Below are 15,578 nucleotides of genomic sequence, written 5' to 3'. Positions count from 1 at the left end.
GACTTTACTTTATAATTTAATAAAGTGCCGCAAAAACAATTAGCTTTTATTTTTGAATACGGCAAAAACAAAATCGCTCTTCAATATACCGTCTGCAATAAGTTTATCCTCATAATTAAAACAACGCGATAGAATTTCTTTTGTTTCAAGTTCATCACTCAAGAAATTATGCGCAATTTTATCAAATACCAATTGTAAAATTGTTCCGCCGTAATTTTTTAATTCTATTAATTGGAAATGTTTATCCATCAGCGGTAGAATGTTTTCAGATTCAACAGCTTCCGACGGATCATTTAATAACATCCGCAATCGGCTGGGACTAAAAATTCTTTTTTTTATCGTATTCTGCTGCCAGTATGTTTTATATTTTGTTTGAAGCTGGTTCAACAAATCATTGGCAGCTTTCAATTGCTCTTCTTTCCATTGGAATCGATTCGATCCTACATATTCATTTATAACAAAATAACCGCCTGGTTTCATCATTTTTTTTACCCGAACAAATAATTCTTCTAATGGTGTAAAATGATGAAGTGATTGTTCGCCAAAGATTACGTCGTAATAATTTTCTTTAAGAGGAATTTTATAGATATCCTCAGCATGATAGCTGATCATACTATTCATTTTATTCTGTTTTGCCATCTTTCGAGCAAACTCAATTCTTGTTTCAGAAAGATCGTATGCATCAATCATTTTAAACTTTTTCGTCTCTGCCCATTTCAATTCTCTATGACCTGTCCCGCACCCTAAAGATAAAGCAGTTAATAGAGACGATCCTGATAAATATTTTTCAGAGAAATAACAGTAATACTCTTTTTGCGGATCGCCGGTAATCATAAAATTCCACCGGGAAATAACTTCCGGTATATTCCACCAATGAATTGGGGCGGAATCCGTATGTGCCCATGTTGATTTTACTTTTTGTTTCTGCCCAAAAAATATTTTGTTTGTAATTTTAGATATTATTTTGGGATTCGTTTTTAACATGCGGATCAGTTCAAAGAAATCATAAATATTGATAAAATTATTCAACAAATTTCTTTTCCATTTTGTGTAATAATGAATTCTATTAGAACTAACATAACATAATTGATTTAAAATAAAAAAGCCCGCACAAAGTGCAGGTGCATTAAACCTTTTACGGGATAATCAATTATATTTTTTTACTTCAACATACCATTCACTTGATTGCTCTAAAGACTGATTTATTCTTTTTACAAGTTTGTGCGGATCGTCCAGACTTCCCTCTTGCAATAGTGCGGATTCAAAAAGCTGTTCGGTTGCATTTCTGATAAAATCATCGTCTGCATCAGCTTTGAATATTTTTAGAAGGTTACGTACCAATTTATGATTTGGGTTAACTTCAAATATTTTTTTCTGCTCGCCCATTTCTTTGTTCGCCATTTTCAATATTTTCTGCATCGAAGCCGATAACCCTTCATCCTTTGATACAACGCAGGAAGCGCTGTCAACCAATCTGTTAGACTTTACTACGTCTTCGACTCTATCGGATAAAATACTTTTCATTTTAGAAAGCAGACTGAAAAAATGCTTTTCATCATCTTTATTCAAATCATCCAATTCACTTTTCTTCTCTTCAATATTTTTTAAGTCGCTCAGTTTCTTCCAATCCACCAAATCTGCCGATTTAAAATCATATTCTTTGTATTTACGGATAGCTTGAATAACAAATTCATCAACTGGATCGAGTAAGAATAAAACTTCCAAACCTTTACTCTTAAATATTTCCATGTGAGGATCAAGAGCAATCGCTTCCCGATTCACTCCGGTTATATAATAAATTTCCTTCTGCCCTTCCTTCATACGAGAAGAATAATCTGCTAAAGAAATAAGTTCATCCTTATCCTTACAAGTAGAAGAATTGAATCTTAGCAATTCAATATATTTTTCATGATTAGTAAAATCTTGATAACCCAGTTTGAATATTTTCCCATGCTCTTTCCAAAATTCAATATAACCAGTTAAATCATTTTTAGTTTTATCAGAGAGATAACTTAATACAGCCGCAGTTACACTCGATGCTATTTTTGAGAAGACAATATTTTCTTGCAGCGTCTCGCGCGAAATATTTAACGGAAGATCTTCGGAATCAACTACGCCTTTTACAAAACTCATATACTCCGGCAATAAATCTTTATTCTTATGCTGGATTAAAACTCTTCGTACATATAAATCTAAACCGTAATTCTCGCGGTCATACCAGAAAAACTCGCTACTCTTTTTTGGAATAAACAAAAGTACATTAAACTGAATTGGTGCATCAACTGATTTATGAATAATATCCATCGGCGGATCATTATCATACGAAAGGAACTTATAGAACTCATCATATTGTTCTTTCTTGATCGAACTTTTCGGTTCACGCCAAAGTGCTGTTACAGTGTTTATCTTTTCAGAGCCGAGTAAGATCGGATAGGAAATAAAATTGGAATGTTTTTTAATAATATTTTCAAGCTGCCATTTTTGTGCATACTCTGCTGAATCATCTTTAAGATGAATAACAATTTCTGTCCCGCGTAAATGCTTACCTTTAAGTTCTTCAAGTTCATAATCGCCTAATCCGTCAGACTTCCATTTGATAGCCGGTTCATCAATGCGGAAAGATTTTGTTTGTATTTCAACTTCTTTTGCAACCATAAAAACAGAATAGAAACCGACTCCGAATTTTCCGATAATATTACCCGCATCAGCTTTAGTTTCGGCTATCATCTTTACAAATTCTTCAGTACCGGATTTTGCAATTGTTCCAATATTTGCTATCAATTCATCGCGAGTCATTCCAATTCCAGTATCAATAACCTTGAGAATTTTATTCTTCTCATCGAATTCAATTTTAATTTCTAACGGTAAATCTTTATCGGATATTTCTGAGCCACGGTTCGATTCGAAACGAAATTTATCTAATGCATCTGAAGCGTTTGAAATTAATTCCCGCAGAAATATTTCTCTACTCGTGTAAAGTGAGTGGGCAAGGATATCAAGCAGCTTTTTAACTTCCGCTTTGAACTCATATTTTTTTGCAGTTTGACTCCCGCTCATTCTTTCCTCCATAATGCTAAATGAAATTGCTAAGAAATGATAAACAAATATTGTTTGTTTAATTTGGTGCAAAAATAAGAAGAGAAGATTATTCCATCAACCCGAATAATTAAAGTTCATTTAATTATTCTTTTTTGGATTTATCTTCTTCTTCTCCACTTAATGCTTTTTTGAATGATCTAATACCCTGTCCAATTCCTTTTGCTAATTCCGGAATTTTCTTACCGCCAAATAACAAAACAAGAATTAGTACGATTATAAGAAGTTCCCCAAAGCCAATATTTTCCATATAGCAACCTTTCTTTTTTATCTGATTAAAAAATAGATACAATTACATTGTTTACAAAACTGTTTTTCAAAAAAAGTTTCATAATCTTTTTAGATTATTCCAAATTAGGCAGAGCATCGGGAGAATATCTTTTTATTTGAGCAAGAAGTTTTCCGGCTTCATTAATTTTGCCAAGTTTAACAAAAATATTTTTTAAGTAAATCCGTGCAATAGAATTTGTTTCATCAAGTTCAACAGCTTTTGTTAAATATTGTTCCGCTACAAGTATTTGCCCTGCATGATAGAATGCCAAACCTTTTATTGTAAGTGCGTCTGATTTTCTTGACGGACAAAATTGAATTATTAAATCGCAATCTTGTAAAATCATTTGCAGACTATTTTTGTTTCCGCTTGAAATCATATTCAATAAATCATTATAGGCGTTTATATAATATTTCATAAACTTAACATCACATGCTTCAATTTCAACTGGAAATTCCCGGCGAGTGAATATAGGTAAGAGTTGATGCAATTCTTCAGAATAAAACAATTGTGTATAATAATTTTTTTGAAATTCTTTTTGGACAAAGACGGCACATTCTGCAAATGCGCTTGGTTTTGCCCCGGCGGGGAAAATTATATAATCCGGTTTTTGCGAAAGAACATATTCAGAATTATAATGTCTTTCTTTCCACAAAACGGGAAGTTCATCATTAATTCCATAAACTTCTTTCGGGTTATGTGCAGTATATTCATCTGTTAGTCCAACAAGGTCAATTACTTTTGCATCAGAGAAATATGAGAATGAGCCAATAGTTGATAAAGCAACGGAAATTTTTCTTTCTTTATGGTCACTCTTTTCTTTTACCCATTCCGCATAAATTTTCATTTTCTTCACTAACCCCGCTTCATAAGATCGCTTATTCATAATTTCATTTTTTTGATTGCCATAGTTCAGATAACCAAACAGAGATATTAGAACAAAAGCAAATATGAGAACCGGTTGAAGAATTATTTTTTTTCGTGAAAAGATTTTTTCGATAATTTCAACAACAGCTTTAACAAATAGAATCATAATTATCGGCATAATAGGAAGAAAGAAACGATGGATTGGAAGAACATCTCCGCCTATTAAAATTACAATAACTGTCCATGAAATGTTCAACCCAAACAATAGTGTGAAATTTTTAATAGTGATTTTATTTCTGAATAAAACTATCGGCAGAATTAAAACAAATCCGTATAACAAATATGAGCGTGCAAAATCATAGAAGTAATTTATTCCGCGCTGTAAGAATTGAAGAGTAAATTCTGTTTTTGCGTAAAATGTATTGGGCAAAGGATAACCGTAATAAACCCATCGGAAAATAATGTAGGTAGCCAAAGGAACAAGGAAAAATAAAATTTCTTTACGGGTAATCTTATCAAATATCACTGATATGGATTTTTTCTCTTCCTGTACTTTCCTTTCGAAAAAATTGAATAATATTTTATGAAATATTATCAGGACAAAAAATATTAATCCTTCGGGACGTAGAAGTGAATTCAAAACCGAGACAATAACAAAAGCAATGTTTGGCTTGCTGTTCTCTCCTTTTAAGTAATATATAATAGATAGTAAGATTAAGGAAACAAATAAAGTTGTTTCCATCGCACTCACTCCCCAATAAACCATTGGAGTTGAAAATGCTAAGAGGAAAACCGGTAAAAGATTTTTTAATTCATAAATAATTCTTTCTAATGAAGACTCATTTTCTCTTTCTTGATTTATCATTTTAGAAAGGATATATGTTAAGATTAAGACACAAATGCTAAAAATAATTGACAATAACTGTGCGGTATTTTCAAGATCAAAAGCAAGATGGAAATTTCGTTTTAGAAATTCTATTCCGCTTAAAATCATAATCCATAAAAAATTTGTATATCCTTCTACCCGCTCTCCTTCATTGAATACCAAACCCTTCCCTTCCAAAAAAATTTTTACGTAACGCAAAGAAGTATAAGCATCATCCTGAATAAATCTTACATCAAGCATGTTAGAAATAAAGAGAGCAATAATTATTGCAAGCAAACCGTATGCAAATATTTTTGAGTATTTCATTTCTATATTAATAATGAGTTGTGGCTACAATTTACTAATTTTCGTTTAGAGTTATTTATCTAACAAAACATAGAAGATGAATTTTAGAACGCATATAAAAGAGACTATCAAACTTGCATTACCAATTTCCTTAGGACAATTGGGACATGTAATGATGGGTGTAGTTGACAGTTTGATGGTTGGTAAAGTCAGTTATACTTCTCTTGCCGCTGCTTCACTAGTGAATGGATTATTTTTTCTTGTTATAGTTGTTGGCATTGGAATGACATATGCTTCAACTCCTTTAATTGCAATTGCTAAAGGTTCAAATAATCAAAATGATTGCGGAAAAATTCTGAATCATTCATTACTGGTCAATGTGATATTCTCAATAGTATTAATGTTAGGCACTTTCTCATTATCATTTCTTATCCCACACATGAATCAACCAAAAGAAGTTGTTAGAGAAGCAATACCATATTTACAGATTTTAACTCTATCAGTAATTCCGTTTATGGTTTTTCAGTGTTATCGACAATTTCTGGAAGGGTTATCAATTCCAAATCCGCCGATGGTAATTGCAATCGCTGCAAATCTATTGAACGCATTTCTAAACTGGATTTTTATCTACGGTAATTTTGGTTTCCCGGCAATGGGTCTATCTGGCGCCGGTATTGCAACAACAACAACGCGTTGGGTTATGGCTGCTGCTCTTATGATCTTCACTTTAAAATATGTACGAGTAAAAATTTATGAACCAAAATTCAAAATTAAACCTGTAGATAATAATCTAATACGAAAATTAATCAGCATTGGATTACCAAGTGGTTTTCAATATTTGTTGGAAGTCGGAGCTTTTTCATTCGGTGCAATAATGATCGGGTGGATTGGTGCAAAACAACTTGCTGCGCATCAGATTGCGATTAGTTTAGCTTCGGCAACTTATATGATTATTTTGGGAATCGCATCTGCGGGTACCATTCGTGTCGGTGATGCAGTTGGGAAAAAGAACATAAGCCAAATTCGTTTGGCTGGATTCAGTGCGTTGGGTTTGGCTTCAGCCGTGATGTTAACATTTGCTACTATCTTTTTTCTATTTAGGAATATTCTTCCAACATTTTATAATAGTAACCCGGAAGTAATCGAAGTTGCAAGTGTACTTTTAATTATAGCAGGATTATTTCAGCTCTTTGACGGATTACAAGCTACTGGAATTGGAATTCTAAGAGGATTGACTGATGTAAAAATTCCATTATTGATATCAATATTATCTTATTGGGTCGTTGCAATACCCATATCTTATCTTCTTGGTTTTGTTTTCAAATTCGGTGCGGCTGGAATTTGGGTCGGTTTACTTTTAGGATTAGCTTCATTAGGTATAACAATGCTTTTCAGATTTAATATTAAAAGTAAAAAAATATTTTTGGATTAGACCGTCTAAATCCTATTTAATAGTGAAATAATATTTATTTTTGTCCACACTTTATAATCTAATTAATAGAAAGAAGGATGAATGGGAAGATTAGCCCCACTATTTGTTATTGTCGCCGCAGCTCTTTGGGGATTCGATGGAATTGTTTTACGTCCAGCTCTTTATAGTTTACCAGTCCCGCTGGTAGTATTTATTGAAAGTACAATCGTTGCTATATTATTATCGCCAATATTTATAAGACAATATTCCAAGATGAAAGTTCTTTCCAGACTAGATTGGCTTGCTTTTTTTGGAGTTGCACTATTTGGCGGAGCCATTGGAACGATGGCAATAACAAAAGCTCTTTTCTATGTCAATTTTGTAAATCTTTCAATCGTTATACTGATCCAAAAACTTCAACCTGTATTTGCATTGTCGCTTGCCGGAATTTTATTGAAGGAAAAACTTCCAAAAATATTTTTCTTCTGGGCATTTCTTGCTGTAACAGGTGCATATTTTATGACATTCGGTTTTTCACTCCCGAATTTTTTAACCGGAGATAAGACATTAGTTGCGGCAGGTTTTTCATTGATTGCCGCAGTAAGTTTTAGTTCATCAACAGTTTTTAGTAAAAGAGCATTAAGAGATGTTGGTTTTGAAATGGGTACTTATTTAAGATTTTTATTATCTACTATTATAATGATAGTAATTGCAACTTTGATGGGAGATATTAAAACAATTTCAAGTGTATCTTCTTATCAATGGATGATCTTTTTAATAATTGCATTTACGACGGGCGGAGCTGCAATTTTTTTATATTACTACGGGCTAAAAAAAATCACAGCTTCTGTTGCAACAATTTGCGAATTGGCATTTCCTCTAACAGCAGTAGTACTTGAATATTTTATTCATCGTAATATTTTGAATCCGGTTCAATGGATTGGTGTGGCAGTGTTGATCTTCAGTATAATAAAAGTTTCGCGAATCAATCTTAACAACGTGAAGAGTTAGTTTTTATTTTGTTTCCAGTTTATTCGCAACATCAATAATGATTATCCATCGCCTCCCTTCTTTCTTCCAGATGTGCATATAATTGTAAGTTCCGTTTTTATTTTCATCGGAGTTAGTAATCTTTAACTCGCCATAAGTAAAACCAAGATCTTTTGATGAAGAAATTTTTCCTCCAATAGGATTAAATATATAGGTTCCGATATTTTTTGTAAAATAATCCGTAATCGCGGTAGTTCCAATTATTGGATAAAGTTCATCTCGAAGTAATCGTGATTCTTCATTAATAAATTTCTTATATGTTGATGCAACACCAATTTTAGAAATTATCATTGTAAATTTTTTATCGTTATTAAAAAGTTCATCAGATTTTATTCTTTTCATTCCCTTTCTTAGATAAGATGAATTCGAACTAATCATTTCATATTTAAGGGGAATATATTGTTCCGTCGGTTTATTATTGCTACTACCCATATCAATAACGAATCTAAATTTACCATCTAATTGTCTTTGCCAAACTGTAGAAAAATTACCAAACCAAATAGCCGAACTGTCTTTATCTTTTTTAAAATCTGCCGGACCGGTTGTAAAACCCATATCTCCATCACGTGAAATCCCTACATATGTTGGATACCAGCTAAGTAAGCCTGGTCTTTTGGGTGCGTTACTTAGATATGTCTTTCCATTAACTGCATTAGGTCTAAAGATAATTCCGTCATCTGCTATAAATTTTAGGAATGCATCTCTAGTTCCGATTTCGGCAGCAGAAGATATAAATGCATATTCTGTTGCAATCAAAGCATTAAGATTAGGATTTTTTATCTGAGCATTATTTGTGTAAACAAGCACAAGACATATCAGAGCAAACAAATATCTTTTCATAGTCCCTCGTCTTTTTGTATTCCAATTTAGAAGAGAAAAATTATTGCGGCAATACATTTATTAGTGCACATCATTTTTCTTTTTCTCAAACACTATTGAAGCAGAATTGATACAAAACCGTTGCCCTGTAGGTTTCGGTCCATCATCAAACACATGCCCTAAATGTCCGCCGCAATTGCTGCACATAACTTCAATTCTGTGTATACCTGAACTATTATCATCTTTTAAAATCACATTTTTATTATTTACAACATCTGAAAAGCTCGGCCATCCGCAGCCGGCATCAAATTTCGTGTCGGAATCAAATAGAACTTGTCCGCATGCTGCACAATTGTATATCCCTTTTTCATCAGAGTTCCAGTATTTACCTGTAAATGGTTTTTCAGTTCCTTTCTCTCTCAATACTTGATACTGTTCGGGAGTTAAGGATTCTTTCCATTCCTTATCTGTCTTTTGAACTTTCACATTCATTTCTTTCCCTTTCGAATTATCTAATTTTATATTTTGCTGTGCACAGATGATTATGCTTGTTGCAAGAATCAACAACATGAAAAGAAATATATTCTTCTTCATTGTAAACCTTTTTTTTTTTTGAATCATTAGTAGAGACGGAATGTAGAGTAAGTAATACCTTACAAAAAATTATTTTACTTTTTTCATGTACTTTTCAGTTTCTTCGAGGGAATTAAAATATCCGATTCGAACACGGTACCATGTAGTACCTTTAACATACCCTTCAGTGATAAAGGAATTGTGACCTTCGGATTTTAATCTTGCAACTTCACTTTCGGCTTTTGATTTATTTTTCCATGATGAAACTTGAAAGGAATATTTTGTTCCATCTGTAAATATTGTGCTCTTGGGATTTGTTTCACTTTCATTTCCCTTCTGTAAGAGTTTATCCTTTTTCTTCTCAGTTATAGAGACTTTCAAATTAGTGCCTGATTTCGTCTTGTCATCGAAGGTTTTGATATTATTGTTTATCTGTGAAGATTTTTGAATAGAATCTTTTTTACTAAGGAAAAGAGCTACTCGATCTTTTGCATTTACAGAATCTTTTGTTGTTTTATTTAACTGATTACCTGACAATTTACTTCTCCGAGAATCAGCATTTGAAAGTTCTTTGTTCTTATCACTGCTTTTAGAAAAATCTTTCTGTTCAATTACTGCAACACCGCTTTTTAAGAATTCGACTGATTTGTTGAATACAATTGTCATAGTTTCATTTCCTTCCAAGGGAATCGAAAAATTTTCGCTGCCGGATGTAAATCCTGGTAATGACGTTTCACCAAGTATTTTTAGATCTTTATCATAATAAAGTGTTCCTATAACAGTGTACTTTTTAGAAGCCGCATTAAAAAGTATTTGCGATTTTACACTTTTTGCTTCCTTATTTAAGGATTCAATTAATTGCGGTTGTTTATATGAAGTTATGCTTAAGACCGAAATCTGATTTTCGAACTGCTTTATGCTGGAAGTATCAACATATACTATTTGATCTTTAGATTCGAAAACACTTTCCCACTTTTGTCCGGGTGATTGTGCGTAAAGTTCTATTCCACACAAAACAAGAATAAAAATAATTAGGTTTTGTTTTCTCATTCTAAAACTTTTCTTAGTAACTGATACAAATTTAATTAAAAAAAAATTCATAAAAATTTTTATTCAATGGATGAAATCTTATACAATTTCTTGACAAAAATACTTGGATGTGCTATTTTGCACGCAACATTTTTTGAAACTTGATGCTTACTGAATTCGGGAAAATTCTGATTTTTATTATGCTTGCAATCGTTTTTGTGGTTGCAGTATTCATTATTTCAAAACTTTTAAGCCCAAATAGACCTACCCGCGAAAAATATTTAACTTATGAATGTGGTGAAAATCCTCAAGGCTCACCCTGGGTAAAATTTAACATCCGATTTTATGTTGTTGCTCTAATTTTCCTCATTTTTGATGTAGAAGTCGTTCTACTTTTCCCTTGGGCACTTATTTATAAAGAATATGGTGTTTATGGCTTTCTTGTCGGGCTAATATTTCTTTTAGTTTTAGGTCTAGGTATGGCTTATGAGTGGCGAAAAGGCGATTTGGAATGGGCTCGTCCGCATCCGAAACCACCACAGTTAGATGAAATATTAAAACCGAAGTCTTAATTTTTCGAAAAGAGAATATTAATGGGTTTATTAGATAAAGAGTTTTCTGACGGTAATATAGTCCTCGCAAAAGTTGATGACTTAATGAACTGGGCTAGACTTTCATCAATTTGGCAGCTAGGTTTCGGTCTTGCATGCTGTGCAATTGAAATGATGGCTACTTCCGCTTCACACTACGATTTTGATCGCTTCGGTGTTATCCCCAGAAATACTCCTCGACAAGCTGACGCAATAATTATTTCAGGCACTGTTACATTAAAGATGGCTACCCGCATAAAAAGGCTTTACGAACAAATGCCCGATCCAAAATATATAATTTCTATGGGTAGCTGCGCTAACTGTGGTGGTCCTTATTGGGAACACGGTTATCATGTACTAAAAGGAATTGATCGCGTGATCCCGGTTGATGTTTACGTTCCAGGTTGTCCACCAAGACCCGAAGCATTATTAGAAGGTTTACTCAAATTACAAGAAAAAATTCGTAATGAATCTTTAAGAAAGAAAATTGCATGAAGAATCCTGAAGAAATCTTTGAATTATTAAAGAATGAGTTTGCCGAAGCGATTTTGGGTTTAGATAAAGAAACTCCCACAGAACCTATTATTTCCATTGATTCTATGCAAATACATAAAATCGGAGCATTCTTACGTGATCGTGATGAGCTAAAATTTGATAGTCTAATGGTTCTCTCCGGAGTCGATGATGCTAATGGAACTAAGGCTAAAGATGAAGATGGAACAGATATGATAAGTGGTGGTATTCTAAGTGTTTACTATCATTTACATTCAACAAGTTTGAAACAAAAAATTACCTTAAAAGTTTCTACACCAAGAGAAAATCCTAAAGTTGAATCTGTTTATAATGTTTGGAGAACTTCTGATTGGCACGAATGTGAAGCTTTCGATATGCTCGGGATCATATTTCTAAATCATCCAGACTTAAGAAGAATATTAATGCCTTACGATTGGGAAGCAGGTTACCCGCTTAGAAAGGATTATAAGAACCCCGAATTTTATAAAGGTATGAAGGTCCCCTACTGATATGGCATTCAAAACAGAAACAATGGTTCTTAATATGGGTCCACAACACCCATCTACACATGGTGTATTGAGACTTGAGCTTGAGATTGAAGGCGAACTAATATTAAGTGTCAAACCTCATATTGGTTATTTACATAGATGTTTTGAAAAACACGCTGAAGCGATGACTTATCCTCAAGTAATTCCATATACAGATAGATTAGACTATTTGGCAGCTATGGGTAATAATTTTGGCTACGTTATAGCTGTAGAAAAATTGTTAGGTACTCAAATTCCTGAACGTGTAGAGTATATTCGTGTTATTATGGCTGAACTACAGAGAATTGCATCGCATTTGGTTGCAATTGCTACAAATGGTGCAGACATAGGCGCTCTGACACCCTTTCTTTATCTCTTCCGTGATCGCGAATATATTTTAAGTCTCTTTGAAATGACTTGCGGTGCGAGAATGCTATATAATTATATGTGGATTGGTGGGCTTTCACATGATATACACCCAGACTTTATAAGAAAAACAAAAGAATTCATTAATCATTTCCGTCCTACAATAGTTGAGTTGAATAATCTTCTAACATTCAATAAAATTTTTATTGAACGAACTGCAAATGTTGGTATTCTTCCTCTTGACACAGCAATAAATTTTGGTGCAAGCGGTCCCGTATTGCGAGGCAGCGGTTTATCATTTGATGTTCGTAGAGAGGATCCTTATTCAATTTATAATCGTTTTGATTTTGAGATTCCAACAGGTAAAGGTTTAGTTGGAACTGTTGGTGATTGCTGGGATCGTTATTATGTTCGAGTTCTAGAGATGGAACAAAGTTTACGAATTATCGAACAAGCTATTGATAATATCCCTGAAGGAGATGTTCATTCTGCAATTCCTAAAAGAATTAAACCACCTAAGGGCACAGTTTATTCCCGCGTAGAAAATCCGCGCGGCGAATTAGGATATTTTATAATTAGCGATGGTAACCTAAATCCATTCAGAGTGAAGGTTCGCGCACCATCATTTGTAAATCTTGAACTCATGGGAGAATTGTGTAAAGGTCATTTAGTGGCAGACGTAATTGCAATTCTTGGAAGTTTAGATATTGTTTTAGGAGAGATAGACAGATAATGTATCAATTCTTTTACAACTTGATTGGTAACGAAATAATTGCAGGATTACTTGTTGCAGTGGTTCCGCTTACCATAATTCTTGTCTTTGCACTCTTTGGTATTTGGTTGGAAAGAAAAGTTTCAGCACATATGCAAGATAGGTTAGGTCCAATGCGCACGGGTTGGCATGGCTGGCTTCAGACTGTTGCAGATTTAATGAAGATGCTGCAGAAAGAAGATATTATTGCAACGGATGCAGACAAAACTCTTTATAATATCGCTCCTGTTCTTGTCTTCACCGGAAGTTTTGCTGTATATGCAGTTATTCCCTTCTCTAGTAAACTACTCGGTAGTGAAGTTGAAATAGGACTTTTTTATGTTCTTGCAATTTCCAGTTTAGTTGTAGCTGGAATATTAATGGCCGGATGGTCGGCAAATAATAAATATTCTTTACTTGGTGCAATGCGTGCAGCTGCTCAAATTATTAGTTATGAAATTCCGACTGCTTTGATTGTACTTTCAATGGTTATGCTTACCGGAACATTAAGCTTAGATAAAATAAGCCAAATGCAAACAGCTTCTTTTTGGAATTGGAATATTTTCGGCGGAGCGGTTTTCGGTTTATCAAAATTTTTATTGATCCCATTTATGATTGTAGGTGCATTGATCATCTTTACTAGCACACTTGCAGAAGTTAATCGAGTACCATTCGACATTCCCGAAGCTGAATCAGAATTAGTGGCCGGCTATTTTACCGAATATTGCGGGATGAAATGGGGAATGTTCATGCTTGCTGAATACGGTAATATGTTTGCCGTCAGTGCAATTATTTCAATTTTATTTTTCGGTGGTTATCAATCTCCGTTTGGTTATTTAGGAAATACGATTGGCGCTCAATGGCTCGTTCCATTTGAACAAGGATTCTGGTTCATAGTAAAAGGAGTAACATTGGTATTTATCCAGATGTGGTTACGTTGGACACTTCCCCGATTACGAGTTGATCAACTTATGACCGTTTGCTGGAAATATTTAATTCCTTACGCATTCATAAACTTAATTATCATTGGAATAATTTCTATACTATAAATAGATGAAACAATATTTCAAAAATACATATGATGGCATCTTTACTGTTCTCGTTGGAATGAAGGTTACCTTCAAACATTTATTTACGCCGGCTGTTACTATTCAGTATCCCGATGTAAAAGTTAAATTGCCGGAACGAGTCCGAAACAGATTATACGTTAATATGGATGATTGTATTGGATGTGATCAATGTTCACGTGCTTGCCCGGTAAGTTGTATCGAAATTGAAACTGTAAAAAGTATTCCTGGAGAAGATTTGGGTGTTACTTCCAACGGGAAAAAGAAAGCTCTCTGGGTTACAAAATTTAATATAGATATTGCAAAATGCTGCTATTGCCAATTATGCGTTTTCCCTTGTCCAACCGAATGCATTTACATGACGGACGTTTATGAATTTGCTGAATACGAAAGAAGTAATTTTCTTTACAAGTTTGCAACATTAACTGATGAAGAAGCCGTACAGAAAAAAATAAATTATGAAAAATTCCAAACTGAAAAAGCTGCTGCAGCTGCAAAACCAAAACCGGAAACACCAGCACAAACTGAAAATAAATCTGAGTAAATATTTTAGAGAATTGATTCAATGAATTTTTACGATATCATCTTTTACATATTCGCAGCCATTACTTTATTATCTGCTTTATTTGTAGTTACAACAAGAAATATCGTACACTCTGCTTTTTATTTGCTGTTTACTTTTTTTGGTGTTGCCGGAATTTATGTTTTACTTGGTGCTGATTTTATTGCAATCTCACAAATACTGATTTACGTCGGTGGTATATTAATTTTGTTATTGTTCGGTGTGATGCTTACTAATAAAATTACTAATGTTGAGATCCGTACAGGTACCATTCATATGTTACCAGCAGCAATCGCTACAGGAATTTTTATGGGTGCTGTTGTTGCAGTTATGGTTTGGACTGAATGGAAATCCGAACCGTCAGTAATACCATTAACTACAACTAAAGATATCGGTCATTTATTATTAACAGATTATGTTTTGATTTTTGAATTACTTGGAATTTTATTGCTTATAGCATTGATTGGTGCGGCATCTATAGCACGAAGAGATAAAGAATAAATTTTTTGTCACTCTGAACGAAGTGAAGAGTCTCTATCCTTCACATAGTCGAGATTCTCTTCCCTTATAATCGGGATCAGAATAAAATAGGAGAAATAAGTTGTTACAAGTAGGATTAACACATTTTTTGATTGTCAGTGCAATTTTGTTCTCTCTCGGCATTTATGGAATAGTAACCCGAAAAAATGCTGTGATGGTTTTAATGGGAATAGAACTTGTACTTAATTCCGCTAATATCAATTTCATAGCTTTTTCTAAGTATGGTAATTTCGGTTTAGGCGGACAAGTTATTGCTCTGTTCGTAATTGTCCTTGCAGCAGCAGAGGCAGCAATAGCACTTGCTATAGTTTTAAATATATATAAAACTTTTTCAAACGTTAATGTTGACGAAATAGATCACTTAAAAGAATAGGC

The 15,578-nt window shown here is 33.6% G+C and carries 17 protein-coding genes; 10 read left to right on the top strand and 7 right to left on the bottom strand.

Going from position 1 to position 15,578, the window contains the following annotated elements:
* Positions 1-39: 39 nt before the first annotated feature.
* From NTZ27_01675 to NTZ27_01660, 4 genes are all read right to left on the bottom strand, one after another.
* Positions 40-1,029, bottom strand: a complete 990-nt coding sequence (locus tag NTZ27_01675) for a class I SAM-dependent methyltransferase (GenBank protein MCX6173447.1) — start codon at positions 1,027-1,029, stop codon at positions 40-42.
* Between the two features lie 117 nt (positions 1,030-1,146).
* Complete coding sequence (gene htpG / locus NTZ27_01670; GenBank protein ID MCX6173446.1) at positions 1,147-3,057, bottom strand: molecular chaperone HtpG; 1,911 nt, start codon at positions 3,055-3,057, stop codon at positions 1,147-1,149.
* 124 nt (positions 3,058-3,181) lie between these two features.
* Positions 3,182-3,346, bottom strand: coding sequence for a twin-arginine translocase TatA/TatE family subunit (gene tatA, locus NTZ27_01665; GenBank protein ID MCX6173445.1), 165 nt, complete (start codon positions 3,344-3,346; stop codon positions 3,182-3,184).
* Between the two features lie 94 nt (positions 3,347-3,440).
* The gene (locus NTZ27_01660; GenBank protein ID MCX6173444.1) at positions 3,441-5,426 is read right to left on the bottom strand and encodes a hypothetical protein; all 1,986 of its coding nucleotides are present in this window, start codon (positions 5,424-5,426) and stop codon (positions 3,441-3,443) included.
* A gap of 76 nt (positions 5,427-5,502) precedes the next feature.
* On the opposite strand from NTZ27_01660, the gene NTZ27_01655 reads away from it, so the two are divergent.
* Both NTZ27_01655 and NTZ27_01650 read left to right on the top strand, forming a co-directional pair.
* Entirely contained in the window at positions 5,503-6,837 is a 1,335-nt protein-coding gene (locus NTZ27_01655; GenBank protein MCX6173443.1) for an MATE family efflux transporter, read from the top strand.
* A gap of 81 nt (positions 6,838-6,918) precedes the next feature.
* Positions 6,919-7,827 carry a DMT family transporter gene (locus tag NTZ27_01650; protein MCX6173442.1) on the top strand — a complete coding sequence of 303 codons (909 nt, stop codon included), beginning with the start codon at positions 6,919-6,921 and terminating at the stop codon, positions 7,825-7,827.
* Between the two features lie 3 nt (positions 7,828-7,830).
* Here NTZ27_01650 and NTZ27_01645 read toward each other — a convergent pair whose 3' ends face one another.
* The 3 genes from NTZ27_01645 to NTZ27_01635 all read right to left on the bottom strand — a co-directional run bounded on the left by NTZ27_01645 (position 7,831) and on the right by NTZ27_01635 (position 10,308).
* Positions 7,831-8,706, bottom strand: coding sequence for a hypothetical protein (locus tag NTZ27_01645; GenBank protein MCX6173441.1), 876 nt, complete (start codon positions 8,704-8,706; stop codon positions 7,831-7,833).
* A gap of 60 nt (positions 8,707-8,766) precedes the next feature.
* On the bottom strand, positions 8,767-9,279 hold the full coding sequence (msrB, locus tag NTZ27_01640; GenBank protein ID MCX6173440.1) for a peptide-methionine (R)-S-oxide reductase MsrB: 513 nt from the start codon (positions 9,277-9,279) through the stop codon (positions 8,767-8,769).
* A gap of 69 nt (positions 9,280-9,348) precedes the next feature.
* Complete coding sequence (locus NTZ27_01635; protein MCX6173439.1) at positions 9,349-10,308, bottom strand: SPOR domain-containing protein; 960 nt, start codon at positions 10,306-10,308, stop codon at positions 9,349-9,351.
* 143 nt (positions 10,309-10,451) lie between these two features.
* On the opposite strand from NTZ27_01635, the gene NTZ27_01630 reads away from it, so the two are divergent.
* From NTZ27_01630 to nuoK, 8 genes are all read left to right on the top strand, one after another.
* Positions 10,452-10,859, top strand: a complete 408-nt coding sequence (locus NTZ27_01630) for an NADH-quinone oxidoreductase subunit A (protein ID MCX6173438.1) — start codon at positions 10,452-10,454, stop codon at positions 10,857-10,859.
* 21 nt (positions 10,860-10,880) lie between these two features.
* The gene (gene nuoB / locus NTZ27_01625) at positions 10,881-11,372 is read left to right on the top strand and encodes an NADH-quinone oxidoreductase subunit NuoB (GenBank protein MCX6173437.1); all 492 of its coding nucleotides are present in this window, start codon (positions 10,881-10,883) and stop codon (positions 11,370-11,372) included.
* A complete protein-coding gene (locus NTZ27_01620) occupies positions 11,369-11,899 on the top strand; it encodes an NADH-quinone oxidoreductase subunit C (protein MCX6173436.1) in 531 nt (176 codons plus the stop codon). Before nuoB ends, NTZ27_01620 begins: the two co-directional genes overlap by 4 nt.
* A 1-nt stretch (position 11,900) precedes the next feature.
* A complete protein-coding gene (locus NTZ27_01615; GenBank protein MCX6173435.1) occupies positions 11,901-13,016 on the top strand; it encodes an NADH-quinone oxidoreductase subunit D in 1,116 nt (371 codons plus the stop codon).
* Positions 13,016-14,083 carry an NADH-quinone oxidoreductase subunit NuoH gene (nuoH, locus tag NTZ27_01610; protein ID MCX6173434.1) on the top strand — a complete coding sequence of 356 codons (1,068 nt, stop codon included), beginning with the start codon at positions 13,016-13,018 and terminating at the stop codon, positions 14,081-14,083. Before NTZ27_01615 ends, nuoH begins: the two co-directional genes overlap by 1 nt.
* 4 nt (positions 14,084-14,087) lie before the next feature.
* Positions 14,088-14,645, top strand: a complete 558-nt coding sequence (locus NTZ27_01605) for an NADH-quinone oxidoreductase subunit I (protein MCX6173433.1) — start codon at positions 14,088-14,090, stop codon at positions 14,643-14,645.
* A gap of 21 nt (positions 14,646-14,666) precedes the next feature.
* The gene (locus NTZ27_01600) at positions 14,667-15,164 is read left to right on the top strand and encodes an NADH-quinone oxidoreductase subunit J (GenBank protein ID MCX6173432.1); all 498 of its coding nucleotides are present in this window, start codon (positions 14,667-14,669) and stop codon (positions 15,162-15,164) included.
* Positions 15,165-15,264: 100 nt separating this feature from the next.
* Entirely contained in the window at positions 15,265-15,576 is a 312-nt protein-coding gene (gene nuoK / locus NTZ27_01595) for an NADH-quinone oxidoreductase subunit NuoK (GenBank protein ID MCX6173431.1), read from the top strand.
* Positions 15,577-15,578 lie beyond the last annotated feature (2 nt).

It is taken from the genome of Ignavibacteriales bacterium, from assembly GCA_026390775.1.
Lineage (GTDB): Bacteria > Bacteroidota > Ignavibacteria > Ignavibacteriales > Melioribacteraceae > Fen-1258.
The sequence above is the reverse complement of the archived record's forward strand: the minus strand, read 5'-3'. Positions and strand labels throughout refer to the sequence as shown.

What these genes read in the sequence shown, in the direction of transcription:
- htpG (MCX6173446.1), bottom strand. Translation starts at nt 3,057, where the DNA reads ATGAGCGGGAGTCAAACTGCAAAAAAATATGAGTTCAAAGCGGAAGTT.
- tatA (MCX6173445.1), bottom strand. Translation starts at nt 3,346, where the DNA reads ATGGAAAATATTGGCTTTGGGGAACTTCTTATAATCGTACTAATTCTT.
- NTZ27_01660 (MCX6173444.1), bottom strand. Translation starts at nt 5,426, where the DNA reads ATGAAATACTCAAAAATATTTGCATACGGTTTGCTTGCAATAATTATT.
- NTZ27_01655 (MCX6173443.1), top strand. Translation starts at nt 5,503, where the DNA reads ATGAATTTTAGAACGCATATAAAAGAGACTATCAAACTTGCATTACCA.
- NTZ27_01650 (MCX6173442.1), top strand. Translation starts at nt 6,919, where the DNA reads ATGGGAAGATTAGCCCCACTATTTGTTATTGTCGCCGCAGCTCTTTGG.
- NTZ27_01645 (MCX6173441.1), bottom strand. Translation starts at nt 8,706, where the DNA reads ATGAAAAGATATTTGTTTGCTCTGATATGTCTTGTGCTTGTTTACACA.
- msrB (MCX6173440.1), bottom strand. Translation starts at nt 9,279, where the DNA reads ATGAAGAAGAATATATTTCTTTTCATGTTGTTGATTCTTGCAACAAGC.
- NTZ27_01635 (MCX6173439.1), bottom strand. Translation starts at nt 10,308, where the DNA reads ATGAGAAAACAAAACCTAATTATTTTTATTCTTGTTTTGTGTGGAATA.
- NTZ27_01630 (MCX6173438.1), top strand. Translation starts at nt 10,452, where the DNA reads ATGCTTACTGAATTCGGGAAAATTCTGATTTTTATTATGCTTGCAATC.
- nuoB (MCX6173437.1), top strand. Translation starts at nt 10,881, where the DNA reads ATGGGTTTATTAGATAAAGAGTTTTCTGACGGTAATATAGTCCTCGCA.
- NTZ27_01620 (MCX6173436.1), top strand. Translation starts at nt 11,369, where the DNA reads ATGAAGAATCCTGAAGAAATCTTTGAATTATTAAAGAATGAGTTTGCC.
- NTZ27_01615 (MCX6173435.1), top strand. Translation starts at nt 11,901, where the DNA reads ATGGCATTCAAAACAGAAACAATGGTTCTTAATATGGGTCCACAACAC.
- nuoH (MCX6173434.1), top strand. Translation starts at nt 13,016, where the DNA reads ATGTATCAATTCTTTTACAACTTGATTGGTAACGAAATAATTGCAGGA.
- NTZ27_01605 (MCX6173433.1), top strand. Translation starts at nt 14,088, where the DNA reads ATGAAACAATATTTCAAAAATACATATGATGGCATCTTTACTGTTCTC.
- NTZ27_01600 (MCX6173432.1), top strand. Translation starts at nt 14,667, where the DNA reads ATGAATTTTTACGATATCATCTTTTACATATTCGCAGCCATTACTTTA.